Source organism: Natranaeroarchaeum aerophilus (genome assembly GCF_023638055.1).
GTDB lineage: Archaea > Halobacteriota > Halobacteria > Halobacteriales > Natronoarchaeaceae > Natranaeroarchaeum > Natranaeroarchaeum aerophilum.
Genome location: NZ_JAKRVY010000001.1, coordinates 452,055 through 467,733, shown reverse-complemented (window position 1 = coordinate 467,733; position 15,679 = coordinate 452,055). Strand labels below are relative to the sequence as shown.

The 15,679-nt window shown below is 61.3% G+C and carries 17 protein-coding genes; 14 read left to right on the top strand and 3 right to left on the bottom strand.

The window, feature by feature from the left end:
* Window positions 1-30: 30 nt before the first annotated feature.
* From AArcSt11_RS02320 to AArcSt11_RS02280, 10 genes are all read left to right on the top strand, one after another.
* Window positions 31-447: a DUF7124 domain-containing protein gene (locus AArcSt11_RS02320; protein WP_250594225.1), complete on the top strand. Its 417-nt coding sequence runs from the start codon at window positions 31-33 to the stop codon at window positions 445-447.
* A gap of 363 nt (window positions 448-810) precedes the next feature.
* Window positions 811-1,488 carry a winged helix-turn-helix domain-containing protein gene (locus AArcSt11_RS02315; RefSeq protein ID WP_250594223.1) on the top strand — a complete coding sequence of 226 codons (678 nt, stop codon included), beginning with the start codon at window positions 811-813 and terminating at the stop codon, window positions 1,486-1,488.
* The gene (locus tag AArcSt11_RS17235) at window positions 1,488-1,961 is read left to right on the top strand and encodes a toxin-antitoxin system TumE family protein (protein ID WP_491896763.1); all 474 of its coding nucleotides are present in this window, start codon (window positions 1,488-1,490) and stop codon (window positions 1,959-1,961) included. Before AArcSt11_RS02315 ends, AArcSt11_RS17235 begins: the two co-directional genes overlap by 1 nt.
* A 229-nt stretch (window positions 1,962-2,190) precedes the next feature.
* Window positions 2,191-2,724 (top strand): DUF5815 family protein, encoded by a 534-nt coding sequence (locus AArcSt11_RS02310; protein WP_250594221.1) that lies wholly within the window; start codon window positions 2,191-2,193, stop codon window positions 2,722-2,724.
* A gap of 104 nt (window positions 2,725-2,828) precedes the next feature.
* Window positions 2,829-3,035, top strand: a complete 207-nt coding sequence (locus tag AArcSt11_RS02305) for a hypothetical protein (protein ID WP_238478167.1) — start codon at window positions 2,829-2,831, stop codon at window positions 3,033-3,035.
* A gap of 67 nt (window positions 3,036-3,102) precedes the next feature.
* A complete protein-coding gene (locus tag AArcSt11_RS02300) occupies window positions 3,103-3,555 on the top strand; it encodes a pyridoxamine 5'-phosphate oxidase family protein (RefSeq protein ID WP_250594219.1) in 453 nt (150 codons plus the stop codon).
* 59 nt (window positions 3,556-3,614) lie between these two features.
* Window positions 3,615-3,860, top strand: coding sequence for a BolA family protein (locus AArcSt11_RS02295; protein ID WP_250594217.1), 246 nt, complete (start codon window positions 3,615-3,617; stop codon window positions 3,858-3,860).
* 55 nt (window positions 3,861-3,915) lie between these two features.
* Window positions 3,916-4,257 carry a glutaredoxin family protein gene (locus tag AArcSt11_RS02290; RefSeq protein ID WP_250594215.1) on the top strand — a complete coding sequence of 114 codons (342 nt, stop codon included), beginning with the start codon at window positions 3,916-3,918 and terminating at the stop codon, window positions 4,255-4,257.
* A 127-nt stretch (window positions 4,258-4,384) separates the two neighbouring features.
* Entirely contained in the window at window positions 4,385-7,603 is a 3,219-nt protein-coding gene (carB, locus tag AArcSt11_RS02285) for a carbamoyl-phosphate synthase large subunit (RefSeq protein ID WP_250594213.1), read from the top strand.
* A gap of 57 nt (window positions 7,604-7,660) precedes the next feature.
* Window positions 7,661-8,188: a DUF8215 family protein gene (locus AArcSt11_RS02280; RefSeq protein WP_250594211.1), complete on the top strand. Its 528-nt coding sequence runs from the start codon at window positions 7,661-7,663 to the stop codon at window positions 8,186-8,188.
* Here AArcSt11_RS02280 and AArcSt11_RS02275 read toward each other — a convergent pair.
* Both AArcSt11_RS02275 and AArcSt11_RS02270 read right to left on the bottom strand, forming a co-directional pair.
* On the bottom strand, window positions 8,185-9,021 hold the full coding sequence (locus tag AArcSt11_RS02275) for a DUF8054 domain-containing protein (RefSeq protein WP_250594209.1): 837 nt from the start codon (window positions 9,019-9,021) through the stop codon (window positions 8,185-8,187). The two genes, AArcSt11_RS02280 and AArcSt11_RS02275, sit on opposite strands and share 4 nt — an antisense overlap.
* 46 nt (window positions 9,022-9,067) lie before the next feature.
* A complete protein-coding gene (locus tag AArcSt11_RS02270; RefSeq protein WP_250594207.1) occupies window positions 9,068-9,535 on the bottom strand; it encodes a DUF8215 family protein in 468 nt (155 codons plus the stop codon).
* A gap of 190 nt (window positions 9,536-9,725) precedes the next feature.
* Here AArcSt11_RS02270 and AArcSt11_RS02265 point away from each other — a divergent pair, with 190 nt between their 5' ends.
* From AArcSt11_RS02265 to AArcSt11_RS02250, 4 genes are all read left to right on the top strand, one after another.
* Window positions 9,726-11,168 carry an extracellular solute-binding protein gene (locus AArcSt11_RS02265; RefSeq protein WP_250594205.1) on the top strand — a complete coding sequence of 481 codons (1,443 nt, stop codon included), beginning with the start codon at window positions 9,726-9,728 and terminating at the stop codon, window positions 11,166-11,168.
* 118 nt (window positions 11,169-11,286) lie between these two features.
* Entirely contained in the window at window positions 11,287-12,291 is a 1,005-nt protein-coding gene (locus tag AArcSt11_RS02260) for a carbohydrate ABC transporter permease (protein WP_250594203.1), read from the top strand.
* Window positions 12,291-13,307 (top strand): carbohydrate ABC transporter permease, encoded by a 1,017-nt coding sequence (locus AArcSt11_RS02255; RefSeq protein ID WP_250594201.1) that lies wholly within the window; start codon window positions 12,291-12,293, stop codon window positions 13,305-13,307. The genes AArcSt11_RS02260 and AArcSt11_RS02255 overlap by 1 nt, the downstream gene beginning before the upstream one ends.
* A gap of 4 nt (window positions 13,308-13,311) precedes the next feature.
* Window positions 13,312-14,460, top strand: coding sequence for an ABC transporter ATP-binding protein (locus AArcSt11_RS02250; protein ID WP_250594199.1), 1,149 nt, complete (start codon window positions 13,312-13,314; stop codon window positions 14,458-14,460).
* Window positions 14,461-14,533: 73 nt separating this feature from the next.
* Here AArcSt11_RS02250 and carA read toward each other — a convergent pair whose 3' ends face one another.
* Entirely contained in the window at window positions 14,534-15,610 is a 1,077-nt protein-coding gene (gene carA / locus AArcSt11_RS02245; protein ID WP_250594197.1) for a glutamine-hydrolyzing carbamoyl-phosphate synthase small subunit, read from the bottom strand.
* Window positions 15,611-15,679 lie beyond the last annotated feature (69 nt).

Below are 15,679 nucleotides of genomic sequence, written 5' to 3'. Positions count from 1 at the left end.
GTTTTGCACGCTCCCCGACGAACGTCGAGTATGAATGGCGGCGGGGACGCGGATATGACTTTGGCGTTCGAGTTGACCGCACTCCAGGAGCTCGCAGACCCCGGTCGGGTGTTCGAGGACGCGAGGCGCTGGAGCGAGTACGTCGGCGTCGTCTCGGAGAAGCCGACCTACGTCGTGACGAACTTTACGCGGAAAAACAGGATCCGACAGGATTTCTTCTCGGGCCCGCGTGGGCGCGAGGAGAGCCTCGACAGTGTCAAAGAGCAGTTCGACACCGACCGTCACGTCTTCGTCGGCACCAACGAGGAAGACGCCGCGCTCGCCGAGGAAGTCGGCTGGGAGTACCTGCCCGTCGAAGATGCCGCCGAGGCCGCCGAGTGGACGCTCGCCGAGGACGATGCGGACGAGGGAATCGAGGCCGAATCGGGACGGGACGACTGGCCCTGACAGGACCTGAGATCGCTTTTTTGTGCGTTCGCGCTCTGTAGCCGAGCGTCTCCGGTGTGACATTGTAACATTATTTACAACGTCACACTGCACCTGGGTAGGGATTCGCTCTCTGCGCCACTTCGACGGCCCGTCCACGACGACAACTCGAAAACGGTGGTTGCACCGGGTACCACGAATGAGGGGACTGGTTCGAACTGGCCACTTGGGCTTCTACCAATTGCAAATGGTATTTTTGATACTGTGCAAGATACAGTGCGCGAGTCTTGCCACTCTCATTCTCAAGACGATCGATATCAGAATCCTCTAACACATATATGCGAGCCAGAAAAATATATGTGTGTCTGCGGCGTAGTGTATCGTATGACTGGCGACCCATCACCCGACGGCCCCGACGAGTTCCCCTCTGAAGAGGAGATCCCGGACGAACCGATGACCGTGGATGATATTGATCCATTCAGTGTTGATGACGACGACTTTGAGGACATCGATGACTTCGCCGCCGCAGAGTGGAAAACCCAGAGCACTGCGGACGAACGAGTTCGCACGGTGATCAACAGAACGACGACTCCGAAATCGGCGTCCGACATCTCAGACACAGCTCTCGTCTCAGAAACAAAAGCCAGAACGACACTCAACAAACTTGCTGAAGAAGGCATTGTTAGAAGTCATCAGACCGACTCTGGAAAGCTATACAGCCGAGATCCAGAGTGGCAGCTTCTCAAACAGATCAGGCAACTCGCCAGCAGTGAGACGCTTGTCAATCAAATCCAGCGAATAAAACAGGAACTCACAGAGTACAAATCCAAATATGACGTGAATGGCCCAGAGGAACTTCTGATTTCAGACAAGGAACTCGACCAGAATGAACTCGACGACATCTCTCACTGGCGGACAGCAGAACGAGAATTAAGCCACCTTAGAGCGGCATACCGCCTCAAAGAAGCAAAAGAGCAGGCTTCAATCGCAGTTGAACCGGAAGATAGGCGCACGGGTAATCAAACAACAACACCCAGCAACAATCAGGCCCCACTCCAATAATGGGAATGGGGAACGGCTCTCCAATCGATTCACCAGCGATTGATGAGAGCGTGAATCAGATGTACCAACAACTCGGGAGAGGAGTTGTCAAAGTGCGGTTCCGATACCAGAAAGGGCAACCGTTCAAACCGCGTGACGGAAAAGACATTAGAACAGCACGAGTCACTATTACGCCTGGAATCCACAAGCAGGCTGGGTATTTCGATATCCAGTGGTGGGAAAATGGAGACTACAAATACCACTATCGGGAAGAAGGACTAGAATTTAGATTCGGACGCGAAGCAGCGAATAAGAACACCAAGAAACCAGTACGGCATTTTCACCCACCTAATAATCTTGACGCACACAGGCAATCCTGTATCGGGGCTGAACAACCACCAAACCGCGTTACGATTGCTGTACTGAAGACATGGTGGACAGCGGTCAAGAATCATGATGAGGGCTTGTTGAACGCGCAGAATGGCTTGCCGTAGCACCGAAAGTATGTGATAGGCCCTTTGTGACAATCTATCCTCTGTATCTTGCACGCCGTTCATACCAGAATCCGTATATCTCGTCCTCCATCACAGTACTGTCGTCACCGAACCGGATCTCGCCCCGCGGCCGATGAGAACTGCACGGAGCCTGCATGCCTCGGCGTGGGTCGTCGGTACCGCCAGAGAAGCCGAGGAGTTTATTCGTCGGACCGACCGAGACATGTGTATGCCTGAACCGCGAGTCCCCGGGAGTGGCGGCGAGGAACTCGCCCTGCCGTGTGGGGAGTCGGTCGATCCGCAGCGTCTGGACCTCGGGATGCGATCGTTCGAGTGTTCGTGTGGCGAGACCCACGCCGTCGTGATGGACGTCCATCCGCCCTCCCGCTTTGTCCCCGAGTTCCTCGTCGAGGTGCTCCGGGAGACCATCGAAACCGACGACGAGTTCGACGAATTCGGCACCGCCCACGTGATGGGCGTCATGATGGAGGAGTTTCCCGAAGACGTCGTCACGCTCGACAAAAGCGACGACGGGAACGTGGGCTATGGCCTGCTGTGGGTGACCGACTTCGACGACCGCAAGCTCCACGAGATCGTCGTCGAGTTGCTCGTCGAGCTGATGGAACACGCGATCAGTCACGCCGACAGCAACGAGGCGATGACCGCCTTCGAAGAGCAGATGCTCGAATTCGATGTCGCGGAGTTCGTCGAGCAGTACCGCGACGAGCGGGACCTCGAAACGGAGCACGATCGGGCGATATAGCCGCGCGGTGTGGCAACCGCATTCGCGGACGCCCTGAGACGACACACGTCCGACGCCTGTGCGACAGGGGTTTATTATCCATCGTGCTGATCGTTCACACAGCCATGTACGCGCTGGGCGAGTACGAGCAGATCCGACAGACCGTCAAGGCGGCGGATGTCGAGGAGCCCCTGACGGCCAGCGAGATCCTCGAACTGCTCGACGATGGGGAGTTCGAGAGCCCACACCGGATCGCCACCGTGCTGGGCCGTCGCGCCGAGTACGGCGACGTGACGGTGATCCGGGATCGGCCGTACCGCTACGAGCTGTAGTCGCCAGTTCTTACGACGCGCGAATCGGGGGAGGGGTTTTTGTTTTCTACGTGCCTGTGGGTGAGGTATGTCACCGAATCCCGGTATTTTACAGGGGCATACGATGGACGATGCAGCGATCGACCGAGTACTGGAAGCAAACGGTGTCGGCGTCCTCTCGATGGCACTCGGCGGAACGCCGTACAGCATCCCGATGTCGTTCGGCTACGCGGGCGACGAGACGCTCTATTTTCTGCTTGCGGGCCACTCGGAGGACGGCAAAAAGATGGAGTTCGCCGAGGAAAGTGAGGAGGCGAGCTTTCTGGTGTACGACGTGGCTGCGGACGACGAATGGAAGAGCGTGATCGTCTCGGGCGCGCTTGCCCGGATCACACCAGAGGAGTGGGACACGGCCAGAGAGGCGATGATCGACAACGCCTATCGCCCGGACCTGCTGACCAGTATCGACGTCCAGTCGGATCCGCGGGTCTGGTCGCTCGATATCGAAACGAAATCGGGGCGGGCCATGGGCACCGAGTGAGCACTGGCCTGTGGACGCTACTGAGACACGTTTTTCTCGCTGGATCTACACCTACGTGTATGGACCAACAGGACGTCGCCGACCTGATCGAGGCGGAGCTTCCCGCGGCGCAAGTAACAGTCTCCCGCCCGCGTGGCGTAGAGGACGACGATCATCTTGCCGCCGAGGTCGTCTCCCCGGCCTTCGAGGGGAAGTCGCTGGTCGAACAGCACGAACTCGTCTACGACGCGCTGGGCGAGCACATGACGACCGACATTCACGCACTTGAGTTGAGCACACACACGCCCGAACAGTACGACGGGTAACGGATGGTGCGCAGGGCGGCAAGCCTTTGAGTGAGCGTCTATGAATACCCGCTATATGACGTTCGAGCCCGGTTCCGAACTGTCCACGGAGGAGGTACAGGAGCGCGTCGACGAGACCCTGGCGGAAAACGAGGTCGTCCTCTTTATGAAAGGCACCGAGCTGATGCCACAGTGTGGCTACTCGCGGAAGGCCCTCGGCCTGCTCACGCAGTATCGTGACGATGTCGAGACTGTCGACGTGCTGGAAGCGCTCGACCAGTACCGGGAGGCACTGGAGGAACACAGCGGCTGGGAGACGATCCCGCAGGTGTTCGTCGACGGCGAGTTCGTCGGCGGGAGCGACATCGTCGAGGAGCTGGACGAACGCGGAGAGCTGGAACCGAAACTCGACGCCTGACCATCGGGTCGTCGAGTGCAGCCGCCGTACCGTCCGGACCGACCGGAATTCGAAATTCGAAACTCGGTTTCGCTGTTCGTAATATTTCGTCGGGCTTATTACGATGTACGGACTTCGCGTAGATAGAATGACTACCGACGGGACAAGCGGCGAGGAGGATCGTACGATCCTGCTGATCGGCAGCGGCCCGATCCAGATCGGACAGGCCGCCGAATTCGACTATTCGGGCGCACAGGCCTGTCGCGCGCTCCAGGAGGAGGGCGCGAAGGTCGTGCTGGTCAACTCCAACCCCGCGACGATCATGACGGATCCGGAGATGGCCGACGAGGTGTACATCGAGCCGATCACGACGGAGGCGATCGCCGAGATCATCGCCCGTGAGCGACCGGACGGCGTCATCGCCGGACTGGGCGGACAGACCGGCCTGAACGTCACCGCCGAACTCGCCGAGGAGGGTGTCCTCGACGAGTACGACGTGGATATCATGGGGACGCCGCTTGACACGATCTACGCGACCGAGGATCGTGATCTGTTCCGCAAGCGCATGGAAAATATCGGGCAGCCGGTTCCAGCGTCGACGACGATCTCGCTGGACGAGGGCGAATCGGTCGCTGAACTCACCGAAGAGGACCTCGTCGATCGGGTCCACGACGCCGTCGACGAGGTCGGCGGCCTGCCGGTCATCGCACGCACCACCTACACGCTCGGCGGATCGGGGTCGGGCGTCGTCCACGAGATGGAGGAGCTGATCGAGCGCGTCCGCAAGGGGCTGCGTCTCTCCCGAAACAGCGAAGTGCTGATCACGGAGTCGATCTCCGGATGGGTCGAGTACGAGTACGAGGTAATGCGTGATGCCGACGACTCCTGTATCATCATCTGTAACATGGAGAACATCGACCCGATGGGGATCCACACGGGCGAGTCGACGGTCGTCACGCCCTCCCAGATCGTCCCCGACAAGGGTCACCAGGAGATGCGCACCGCGGCGCTCGACGTGATCCGCGAACTCGGCATTCAGGGCGGCTGTAACATCCAGTTCGCCTGGCACGACGACGGCACGCCCGGCGGCGAGTACCGCGTCGTGGAGGTCAACCCACGCGTCTCCCGATCCTCCGCGCTCGCCTCGAAGGCGACCGGCTACCCGATCGCCCGCGTGACCGCCAAGGTCGCGCTCGGCAAGCGGCTCCACGAGATCGACAACGAGATTACCGGCGAGACCACGGCGGCGTTCGAGCCCGCGATCGACTACGTCGTCACCAAGGTGCCGCGCTGGCCCAAAGACAAGTTCGACGACGTCGACTTCGAGCTGACGACCGCGATGAAATCGACCGGCGAGGCGATGTCGATCGGGCGCACCTTCGAGGAATCGCTGTTGAAGGCGCTTCGCTCCTCGGAGTATGACCCCGAGGCCGACTGGGCCGGCGTCGACGACGACGAACTCGAATCCCACTACCTCGAACGACCCTCCCCCGATCGTCCCTACGCGATGTTCGAGGCGTTCGAGCGGGGCTACAGCGTCGACGAGGTTGTCGAACTGACCGGGATCTTCGAGTGGTACACCGAGCGGTTCAAACGCATCGCCGACTCGACACTCGCTGCCCAGAACGGCGACTTCACCGAGGCCGCCATCGCGGGCCACACCAACGCGACGATCGCCGCGACGGCTGGCGCGGACGTCGACACCGTCGAACAGGAGGTCCCCGGCCGCAGTTACAAACAGGTCGACACCTGCGCTGGCGAGTTCAAGGCCGAGACGCCGTACTACTACTCCTCGCGCAAGTCCGAGTTCGAGTCCGGACCGCTCAAAGGCGACGCCGCGGCGGGTGAACTCGAAGTCGACCGCGACGCAGAAAGCGTAATCGTCGTCGGCGGCGGCCCGATCCGGATCGGACAGGGCGTCGAGTTCGACTACTGTTCGGTCCACGCGGTTCGTGCGTTGCGCGACCTCGGCATCGACGCCTACGTGGTCAACAACAACCCCGAGACTGTCTCGACGGACTACGACACCTCCGATGGCCTCTTTTTCGAGCCGATCACGGCCGAGGAGGTCGCCGACGTGGCCGAAGCGACCGGCGCGGACGGCGTCATGGTCCAGTTCGGCGGGCAGACCTCCGTGAACATCGGCGAACCGCTGGAGGACGAACTGGAGCGCCGCGGGCTGGACTGTGAGATTATGGGTACGAGCGTCGAGGCGATGGACCTCGCGGAGGACCGCGACCGCTTTAACGCCCTGATGGACGATCTCGGGATCGCCCAGCCCGAGGGCGGCACCGCGACGAGCAAGGAAGAAGCCCTCGAACTCGCCCACGAGATCGGCTATCCCGTGCTCGTGCGCCCCTCCTACGTGCTCGGCGGGCGCGCGATGGAGGTCGTCTACGACGACGCCGACCTCGAGGAGTACATCGAGGAGGCGGTCCGCGTCGCCAAGGACAAGCCGATCCTCATCGACGACTTCCTCGAGGACGCGATCGAGCTGGACGTCGACGCGGTCGCCGACGGCGAGGACGTCCTCATCGGTGGGATCATGGAACACGTCGAGAGCGCTGGCGTCCACTCCGGCGACTCGGCATGTATGATCCCGCCCCGCTCGCTCGGCCGTGACGTCAACCGCCGTGTGCGCGAGGTGACCGAGGAGATCGCCCGCGCGCTGGACACGGTCGGCCTGCTGAACGTCCAGCTTGCGGTCCGCGACGGGGAGGTCTTCGTCCTCGAAGCGAACCCGCGCTCCTCGCGAACCGTCCCGTTCATCTCGAAGGCGACCGGCGTTCCGATCGCCAAACTCGCCGCAAAAGTGATGAACGGCACGTCGCTATCGGAGCTCGACGTCGACGAACAGGTTCCCGCACAGACCTCGATCAAGGAGGTCGTTCTGCCCTTCGACCGCCTGCCGGGCTCCGATCCGCGTCTCGGGCCGGAGATGAAATCGACCGGCGAAGTCATGGGGACTGCCGACACGTTCGGCAAGGCGTACGACAAAGCACAGGACTCGGTCGGCAAGCCGATCCCGGAATCCGGGACTGCCGTGGTCGATCTGTCGGCCGACGAGTTCCCCGATCCCGACACCGAGGAGGGCGAGGAACTGGTCGAGCGGTTCACCGAGTACTACGATCTCTGTGAGGCAGTCGATCTGATCGAGGCTGTCAAACGCGGCGAGGTCGATCTGATAATCTCGCGGAATCGTGAGCTACTGGAAACCGCCGTCGAGGAAGACGTCACCTACTTCTCGACGACGGCCTCGGCGAAGGCGGCACTAGAAGCACGCAAACAGGCGGACGATCCGATCGACGTCAGGCCGGTGACCGACCGCCCACAGCGCCAGGAGTACTGGGGCCAGCCAAAGCAGTAGGCACGTTCCTGCCGACGCCCAGGTAAATTATTTACAACACCCAGTAATATGAGGTGTATGGAGCGTCAACGCGGGCCACCGGGCAGGGAAACCGACGCGGCCGATTCCACCGAGCGCCGCATCTGGTACGGCTACGGGACGCTCGGGCGTGCAGAAAAGGACCCCCTCGGGATGTTTCTACAGGACATAATCCGGATCTACGGTGAGGTGACGGTGCTCTCGCTTCCGATCCTGTTGCTCGTCCACATACTCCCGCCAGGGGTCTGGTACGATGCGACGGGGGCGGCACTCGTCGCATGGATTCTGATGACGCTCGTCGGGACGTTGATCCGCGGCGGGTGGGTCCACCCGCTCGCCACTGACACGCCGGGCTGGGTGACGCTATCGCCGTGGCTACTCGTGCTTCGCGTACTGTATTTCAACGGAACGTTCGTGGTTGCGGCGTTCGGTGGCGTGCTTGCTGGAGCCGTCGTCGGCTGGGCTCCGGCCGCTATTCTCTGGGCGGCCGGCATCGCTGTCGGTTCGACGCTGCTGTTTCCCAGAATCGGCGAGGAGACGGCACGCCGGTTCGGCCGGTACTATTAGACGGCGACGTCGTCGAACTCGAAGAGAACGGTATCACAGTCCTCACAGGCGAGCACCAGCTGTCCCGGTCGGCTCTGGTAGGATCCGGGGCCACCACAGCACTGCCGAAGCGTCGTCTCGCGGACATCGCCCCCGCACGCGGGACATAGTTCGATAAAGGTTCTGAGCGGTTCCGCGGCTGCTGCACGCATCTCCGCGTCGACGTCCCAGTTTGCGAGTGTCTCCGTGGCCGCGGCTTCGGCGATCGCGATCGGGTGACTCAACCAGACGTCCCGTCCCGCACCCTTGAGCAGGATTCGGTTGCCGTGGACCTCCCCCTCGACGTCGTGTGGCGAGGCCACAGCGGTTCGATCTGCGAGCGCGTCAGGCTCCAGCTCACCCAGCTCCTCGATCCGTGCTTCCCAGTTCTCGCGGAACGACTCGTTCAGGTACAGTTGTTCCTCGCCAGCCTCGACGACTTCAGCCCGGGCAAGGGCCTCGATGATCTCTTCGCCGTCGAACTCGGATGGCTCGGCGTCCTCGTCGCTCCCGGTGAGTGAGCCGGAGCCGACTCCCTCGGGCTCGTCGTGGTCGAAGTCGATCGGGAGCGGGCGGACGAGCTCCGGGGCAAACGAGGGCGTTCCCGGCACGACGTAGCCCCGGAGATAGACCAGTGCGCTGCCGACGGCAACCGCGAGATAGCCAAGCGGTTTGCGCACCTTGTAAAGCACCAGTCCAACCACGGCGACGATCGCGGCGTTGACCACCGTACATGCGTCACACCGGTTCTCCCCGGTAAACTCGGGACGGCGGAGAGCGTCGATCCCCCGTGCAAGGCTGTCGATCAATGACATACCTGATCGTTTGCTTCAGGTGTTGTAAAAATATCGACTGGGCCTGCTACACCATGTCGGCGGGTTTCGTGGTCGGATCGCCGTAAAGCAGGCGATAGGTCGTCGGGAACGCAGCGAGTCCAAGCGCGATGACGACGCCGCCAAAGAGGGTGTACCAGTACGATCCAAGCGTCATTGCGGCCGCACCGACGCCGTAGGACGAGACGAAAAACAGGAGGCTGAAGTAGGTAAACCGGAGCGGACTGCTGGTCAACTCGCCGCGACGCGGCCAGGTTCCGACGTCGATCGTTTGCTGCCGGAACACGGCAAGCGAGAGATAGCCGACGGCAAGCGCCATGAGACCGGCAAGCGGAACCGCGTCCGGATATCGATGCTGGGTCAGGAAAACGGCCAGAAAGCCGGGCGTTGCCAGAACTGAGAGCTCGACGCCCGCATAGAAGATCTCTTCGAGCCAGCCAAACAGGCCGAGTGACTCCTCGATCGGGGCGTCATCAGCGTTCTCTGAGGTCGTCACGATCAGGACGGGAGTTTGTCGCCACGGTACTAAGCAGGTTCGGTCCGTTCCGGGACCGGTTGCATCACAGGGGAAACATATATATTACACTGCAGAGTATGAAATAATACTCGCCTTATTATATTGCATGGTTGTTCGTTGAGAAATTGCGGTATATATAAATAGGATACCATCATTAACAACAGATGTAATGGTTGAAAACGATCCGACCACTGACCGAAAGCTGAGTGGCGTTTCCAGACGGCGGTTCCTGCAAGCCACAGGAGCTGCGGGCGCGGCAATGGGCGTCGCTGGCTGCCTCGGGGACGACTTCGACGGAATCGAGATCTCCGCAGACGACCAAATCGCGGATGTCGAGGACGTGATTCAGGAGTCACTCTGGGATGCTGGACTGGACGAGGATATCGAGATCCGGATCCTGCCGGGCGACTTCGAGACGGATTCACGACTGGCCGACTACCAGAGCGCGCTCGATGCAGGACGTGGCAGCCCGGATATCTTCATGATGGACTCGGGATGGGCAATGCCCTTTATTATCCGAGAACAGGTTCTCAACCTGGAGAACGAGCTCTCGGACGACACCCTCGATTACGTCAAAAACGATTACCTGCCGGCGACGGTCGACACTGCGAGCGATCCGGAGACCGGTGACCTGCACGGGCTCCCGTTCTTCCCGGACTACCCGATGATGAACTACCGGAAGGATCTGGTCGAGGAGGCTGGCTACGATCCCGAGGGGGAAGACTGGTCGACGACACCCATGTCCTGGCAGGAGTTCGCCGAGGTCGTCGAGGACGTCTGGGAGTACCACGGCGGTCCGGATGGCGACTACGACTACGGCTTCACGACGCAGGCACAGGCGTACGAAGGCCTCTCCTGTTGTACGTTCAACGAGACGATGACCTCCTTCGGCGGCGCGTACTTCGGCGATCACGAGAACCTCTTCGGTCCGACCGGTGACCGACCGGTCACCGTCGACGACGAGCCGATGTACGAGACCATCCGGATGATGCGCTCGTTCATGTACGGTCCGGACGCCGACGATGCGCACCCGGACTATCCCCAGATCTCCAACAGCGATCTCGTCGAGTTCGGCGAGGAGGAGGCCCGTGGGCCATTTACAGGTGGGAACGCGATCTTCATGCGGAACTGGCCGTACATCATCCCGATCCACGCCGACGAGGGCGAGGGCGAGATCGGCACGATGCCGCTTCCGTACGGCGTCGAAGAGGGCGAGTCCGAGTACGAAGGCGCGGGCGGCCCCTCGCACGCGCTGGGTGGCTGGATGCTGACGGTCAATCCGAACTCCGATGCCACCGACGATGCGGTGCAGGTGCTCGAAGCCTTCGCCAACGAGAGCGTGATGCTCACAGTCTTCGAGGAGCAGGGCAACCTGCCACCGGACCCGGAAGTGCTCGCCAACGCGGACCCGGACGCAGTCGGCGCGATGGGCCCGCATCTCGACACGCTCGCGTTTGTCGGCGAGAACTCGGTTCCACGTCCCGTCACCGACCTCTGGCCGGAGCAATCCTCGCTCATCTACCAGGAGGTCCACGACGCATACACCGGAGAGAAGACCCCCGAGGATGCGATGGCCGACCTGCAGGGTCAGCTTGAAGACTCCGAACAGTAGACGACAACGCCCGCCGGCGACTCGCCGGTAGGTTTAATACCAAATTACAATATTACTTTTTAATTGTGATGGATGAGAACACCACACATACACCAACTATCGGAGACTAACCAGAACCATGTCAACAGAACAACAATCTGACGAGGGGTCACGGCTCCTGATGCGGCCACTCAACTGGCTCGAAACGCAGACCGAGGCGGTGTACGCATACTTCCTGCTTGCACCGGCGTTCGCGCTGCTCGGGGTGGTTGCGTTCTACCCGCTGATTCAGACGTTTCGGTTCTCGTTGCTCGAGGACCAGACGGCTGCGGCCGAGGCGTTCGGCGGGTTCGTCGGGCTCGACAACTACATAGCCGTACTGACGGGGAACGCACGAGTACCCAGACAGTTCATCGATATCACGACGACGAGCGGGTTCCCGTTCCTGGAAATGGGCTCGCCGTTCCTGCGGCAGGCACTGTTTGTCACGCTCGCGTTCGTGATCATCAGCGTCTTCTTCGAGACGCTTATCGGCTTCGGACAGGCACTCGTACTCGACAAGGACTTCAAAGGCAACCGGTGGGTCCGCGTCGCGGTCATCATCCCGTGGGCCGTTCCGATCGTCATTCAGGGGATGATCTTCTTCCTGATCTTCAACCCGAACGTCGGCTTTGGCTCGGATCTCATGCAGGGACTCGGCCTCTTCGGATCGAACCCCCTTGCGAACACGCGTGACTCGTTCATCATCGTCACCGTCGCCGACATCTGGAAGACAGCGGCGTTCATGGCGTTGCTGATCCTCGCCGGACTCCAGAGCATCGATCGCTCGCTGTACGACGTCGCAAAGGTATCCGGTGCGACGCCGTGGCAGCGATTCAAATACATTACCCTGCCACTGGTCGCGCCCGCGCTGATCGTCGCAATGCTGTTCCGGACGATGGACGCGATGCGAATCTACGGACTGATCGACTCCAGTGTCGGCTGCTCGACCGTCCCGTCGATGACCTGCCTCGTGATCATCTCGCTGGACCAGACCAGACGCTGGGCGACAGCCTCCACGGTGGCGTTCCTGACTGCCGTCGTGATCGCGCTGTTCGTCCTCGTCTACCTGATCTTCCTGCGGGACTCCGGAGGTGAGCTATAATGAGCACTGAAGACGAACATCCAGACCTCGCCGCACAGCAAACGGCCACCGATGAACCCGAGATAGATCGTGGGCTCATCGAGGGGTGGGCCGCCCGGATGATCAGTAATCCGGACCGAGCCTACAAGATAGCGTTTTACACCTTCACGATAGCGTTCCTCGTGACCACACTGTTCCCCTTCTACTGGCTGTTCATGCTCGCGCTGACGCCGAGCGGCCAGTTCGGTCGCGACAGCATCATCCTTACTCCCGGCGGGTTCGATCCCTCGTTGCTCGCCGAGGGCGATCTCACGATGGGGACGAACCCAGGTGCGTTCATCGATATATTCACCACTGTCCCGTTCCACCGGTTCGTGTTCAACAGCTTCCTGATCGCGACGATCGGGACGGTACTCGTCCTCTTCGTCGCGTCGCTTGCGGGGTACGTCTTCGGACGGCTCCAGTTCCGCGGGAAGACACCGTTACTGCTGACCGTGCTGATCGTCTCCTTCTTCCCGCCAGCGGCCTTTTTCGTGCCGCTGAACCGGCTATTCAACCGGAACTTCGACGTTCTCGCACCGATCATCGCCGACGGATCGCTGTACAACCACCCCTCGTCGATCATCATTCCGGTGTCGGCGCTGTACCTCCCGCTTGCCATCTTCATCCTGATGGTGTTCTACGCACAGATTCCGGACGGTCTGGAGGATGCCGCCCGCGTCGAGGGAACAACACGACTCGGCGCGCTGTTCCGCGTCATCGTTCCCCTGTCAGCACCCGGCGTCGCAACCGCTGGCGTGCTATCTTTCATCACCATCTACAACGAGTACTTCTTCTCCTCGTTGATGACCGACGGCCGCCCCGAAAACTGGGCACCGATGCTTGAAGGTGTGTTGCGGTTCCAGGGCCAGTACGAAACCCTGTTCAACCTGATGGCGGCGTCGAGCATCGTCGCAGTGTTGCCGATCGCCATTCTGGTGATCGTCGCACAGGAAAAGATCGTGAGTGGACTCACACAGGGAGCAGTCAAGGAGTAAACCCATGGCAAACGTCAAACTCGAAAACATTACGAAACGGTACGAAGACGTAACGGCGGTCGACAACATGAACCTCGATGTCGAGCACGGCGAGTTTATCACACTCGTCGGGCCCTCGGGCTGTGGCAAGTCGACCACGATGGAAACGATCGCGGGACTGACCCTCCCCACCGAAGGGACCATCGAGATCGGCGGGCGCGACGTCACGAACCTGCCGCCGAAGGATCGGGGCATCTCGATGGTGTTCCAGAACATCGCGCTGTTCCCGCACATGGACGTGTACGACAACATCTCCTTCGGGCTTCGGCTCCGCAAGTACGACCAGGAGGAGGTCGACCGGCGCGTCGAGGAGGCCGCCGACATTGTCCAGCTCGAGGGGATGATGGACCGGATGCCCTCGGAGATGTCCGGCGGACAGCGCCAGCGCGTCGCCATCGCCCGCGCGATCGTCCGCGACCCGGACGTGTTCCTGATGGACGAGCCGCTGGCGAACCTGGACGCGGAGCTCAAAGTCCACATGCGGACGCAGCTCCAGCGCCTGCACAAAAAACTCGACACGACGATCATCTACGTCACCCACGACCAGGCACAGGCGATGACGATGTCCAATCGGATCGCCGTGATCGACGCGGGCGAGCTCCAGCAGGTCGCGGCCCCCCTGGAGTGTTACAACAACCCGAACAACCTCTTTGTCGCCGGCTTTATCGGCTCACCGGCGATGAACTTCGAGAACGGAGAGATCACCGAGGACGGCTTTACCTCCAAGCACATAACAGTCGATTTCGATCCGGCCGCACACGGCGTCGATGTCGGCCAGCAGGTCACACTCGGCGTCCGTCCGGAGGACGTCCACCTCGAACGCGACCAGTCGAGCGCCGCCGCGGCAACCCGTACGTTCAACGTCGTCACCGACGTGCTCGAACCGATGGGCGACGAGCTGTTCGTCTACCTGCTGATGGCACGCGACGTCGAGGCCAGCGCCGAAGGCCGCGGTGAGGGCCAGCTCCTGATGAATCTCGGTCCGGACGAGGATATCGACGAGGACCAGGATATCTCGGTCGTCTTCGACCGCGAGAAAATCCACCTGTTCGATACGAACACCGGCGACGCCATCGTCCACGGGCTCCAGCCGAAATCGGTGCCCGAGCCGTAGGCACCGCCCATCGTATTTTTCGTCGCCCTGGCTATCGCTCCGGAATCGGACGGACAGAAAAACTGGTCAGTGCCTAGTCGTCGGCGATGACCGGATCGGCGGCCGGGTCAGCCATCGCGAGCACGTCGTCGAAGAAGTCGAGCGAGTCGTTCGGACCGGGGTTGGCCTCGGGGTGGTACTGGCGCGTGATGATCTCCAGTTCGTCGTTGTCCAGCCCCTCGGGGGTGTCGTCGTTGACGTTGAACTGGGTCACTTCGAGGTTCTCGCCGGGGTCGGCGACGGTGTAGCCGTGGTTCTGCGTCGTCATGACGACGCGATTCGTGCGGACGTCCATGACGGGCTGGTTGACGCCGCGGTGACCGAAGTCCATCTTTGCGGTCGAACCGCCCAGCGCGAGCGCGACGATCTGCTGGCCGAGACAGATCCCGGCGAGTGGGACTTCGCCGGCGTAGTGGTCGACCAGTTCGACGGTCTCCTCGAAGTTCGCAGGGTCGCCGGGCCCGTTCGAGATAAACAGAACGTCGGGCTCTGTCTCGGCGACGTCCTCGATCGTTGCGTCGTAGGGGAGAATCTCGACGTCGGCACCGCGGGCGTTCAGGGAGTCGACGATCGAGCCCTTGTGCCCACAGTCGATCAGTGTCACGTGGGCGTCCACGCCGTCCTCCGCTCCGGCGCTGAAGTCGGGCTCGTCGACACTGACCTGTGCGCCGATATCCGTGTGTTCGCTCATCCCCTTGCAGGCCGCGAGTTCGTCGAGCGCGTCCTGCTCGGTGACGTCCTCGCCAACGGCGATGCCACACTTCATCGCGCCCTCCTCGCGGATGTCGGTCACGAGGTCGCGGGTGTCCAGATGGTCGACCGCGGGCACGCCCTCCTCGTCGAGCCACTCGACGACATCCTCGGTCAACTCGCGGGCGACGACTGCGTTCGGGTGGACGCGCCCGGACTCGAAGCGCTCTTCCCGGACGCCGTAGTTGCCGATCAGCGGGTACGAGAAGGTGAGTACCTGCTCCTCGTAGGAGGGGTCGGTCAGGCTCTCCTCGTAGCCCGTGTATGCTGTCGTGAAAACGAGTTCGCCGGGTGTGCTTCCAGGAACACGACCACGGGCTTCGACCACATGGCCGCCTTCCAGTGCTACGTAGGCATCCATCGTTACGATATGCGTATACTTCCGGCGTCAATAAAGCTTCCTTTCGAAGTCAGGCTACGAATTTCGTAA

Bases quoted from the DNA above. Each gene is read 5' to 3' on its own strand.
- AArcSt11_RS02320 (WP_250594225.1), top strand. From the start codon at position 31: ATGAATGGCGGCGGGGACGCGGATATGACTTTGGCGTTCGAGTTGACC.
- AArcSt11_RS02315 (WP_250594223.1), top strand. From the start codon at position 811: ATGACTGGCGACCCATCACCCGACGGCCCCGACGAGTTCCCCTCTGAA.
- AArcSt11_RS17235 (WP_491896763.1), top strand. From the start codon at position 1,488: ATGGGAATGGGGAACGGCTCTCCAATCGATTCACCAGCGATTGATGAG.
- AArcSt11_RS02310 (WP_250594221.1), top strand. From the start codon at position 2,191: ATGCCTGAACCGCGAGTCCCCGGGAGTGGCGGCGAGGAACTCGCCCTG.
- AArcSt11_RS02305 (WP_238478167.1), top strand. From the start codon at position 2,829: ATGTACGCGCTGGGCGAGTACGAGCAGATCCGACAGACCGTCAAGGCG.
- AArcSt11_RS02300 (WP_250594219.1), top strand. From the start codon at position 3,103: ATGTCACCGAATCCCGGTATTTTACAGGGGCATACGATGGACGATGCA.
- AArcSt11_RS02295 (WP_250594217.1), top strand. From the start codon at position 3,615: ATGGACCAACAGGACGTCGCCGACCTGATCGAGGCGGAGCTTCCCGCG.
- AArcSt11_RS02290 (WP_250594215.1), top strand. From the start codon at position 3,916: ATGACGTTCGAGCCCGGTTCCGAACTGTCCACGGAGGAGGTACAGGAG.
- carB (WP_250594213.1), top strand. From the start codon at position 4,385: ATGACTACCGACGGGACAAGCGGCGAGGAGGATCGTACGATCCTGCTG.
- AArcSt11_RS02280 (WP_250594211.1), top strand. From the start codon at position 7,661: ATGGAGCGTCAACGCGGGCCACCGGGCAGGGAAACCGACGCGGCCGAT.
- AArcSt11_RS02275 (WP_250594209.1), bottom strand. From the start codon at position 9,021: ATGTCATTGATCGACAGCCTTGCACGGGGGATCGACGCTCTCCGCCGT.
- AArcSt11_RS02265 (WP_250594205.1), top strand. From the start codon at position 9,726: ATGGTTGAAAACGATCCGACCACTGACCGAAAGCTGAGTGGCGTTTCC.
- AArcSt11_RS02260 (WP_250594203.1), top strand. From the start codon at position 11,287: ATGTCAACAGAACAACAATCTGACGAGGGGTCACGGCTCCTGATGCGG.
- AArcSt11_RS02255 (WP_250594201.1), top strand. From the start codon at position 12,291: ATGAGCACTGAAGACGAACATCCAGACCTCGCCGCACAGCAAACGGCC.
- AArcSt11_RS02250 (WP_250594199.1), top strand. From the start codon at position 13,312: ATGGCAAACGTCAAACTCGAAAACATTACGAAACGGTACGAAGACGTA.
- carA (WP_250594197.1), bottom strand. From the start codon at position 15,610: ATGGATGCCTACGTAGCACTGGAAGGCGGCCATGTGGTCGAAGCCCGT.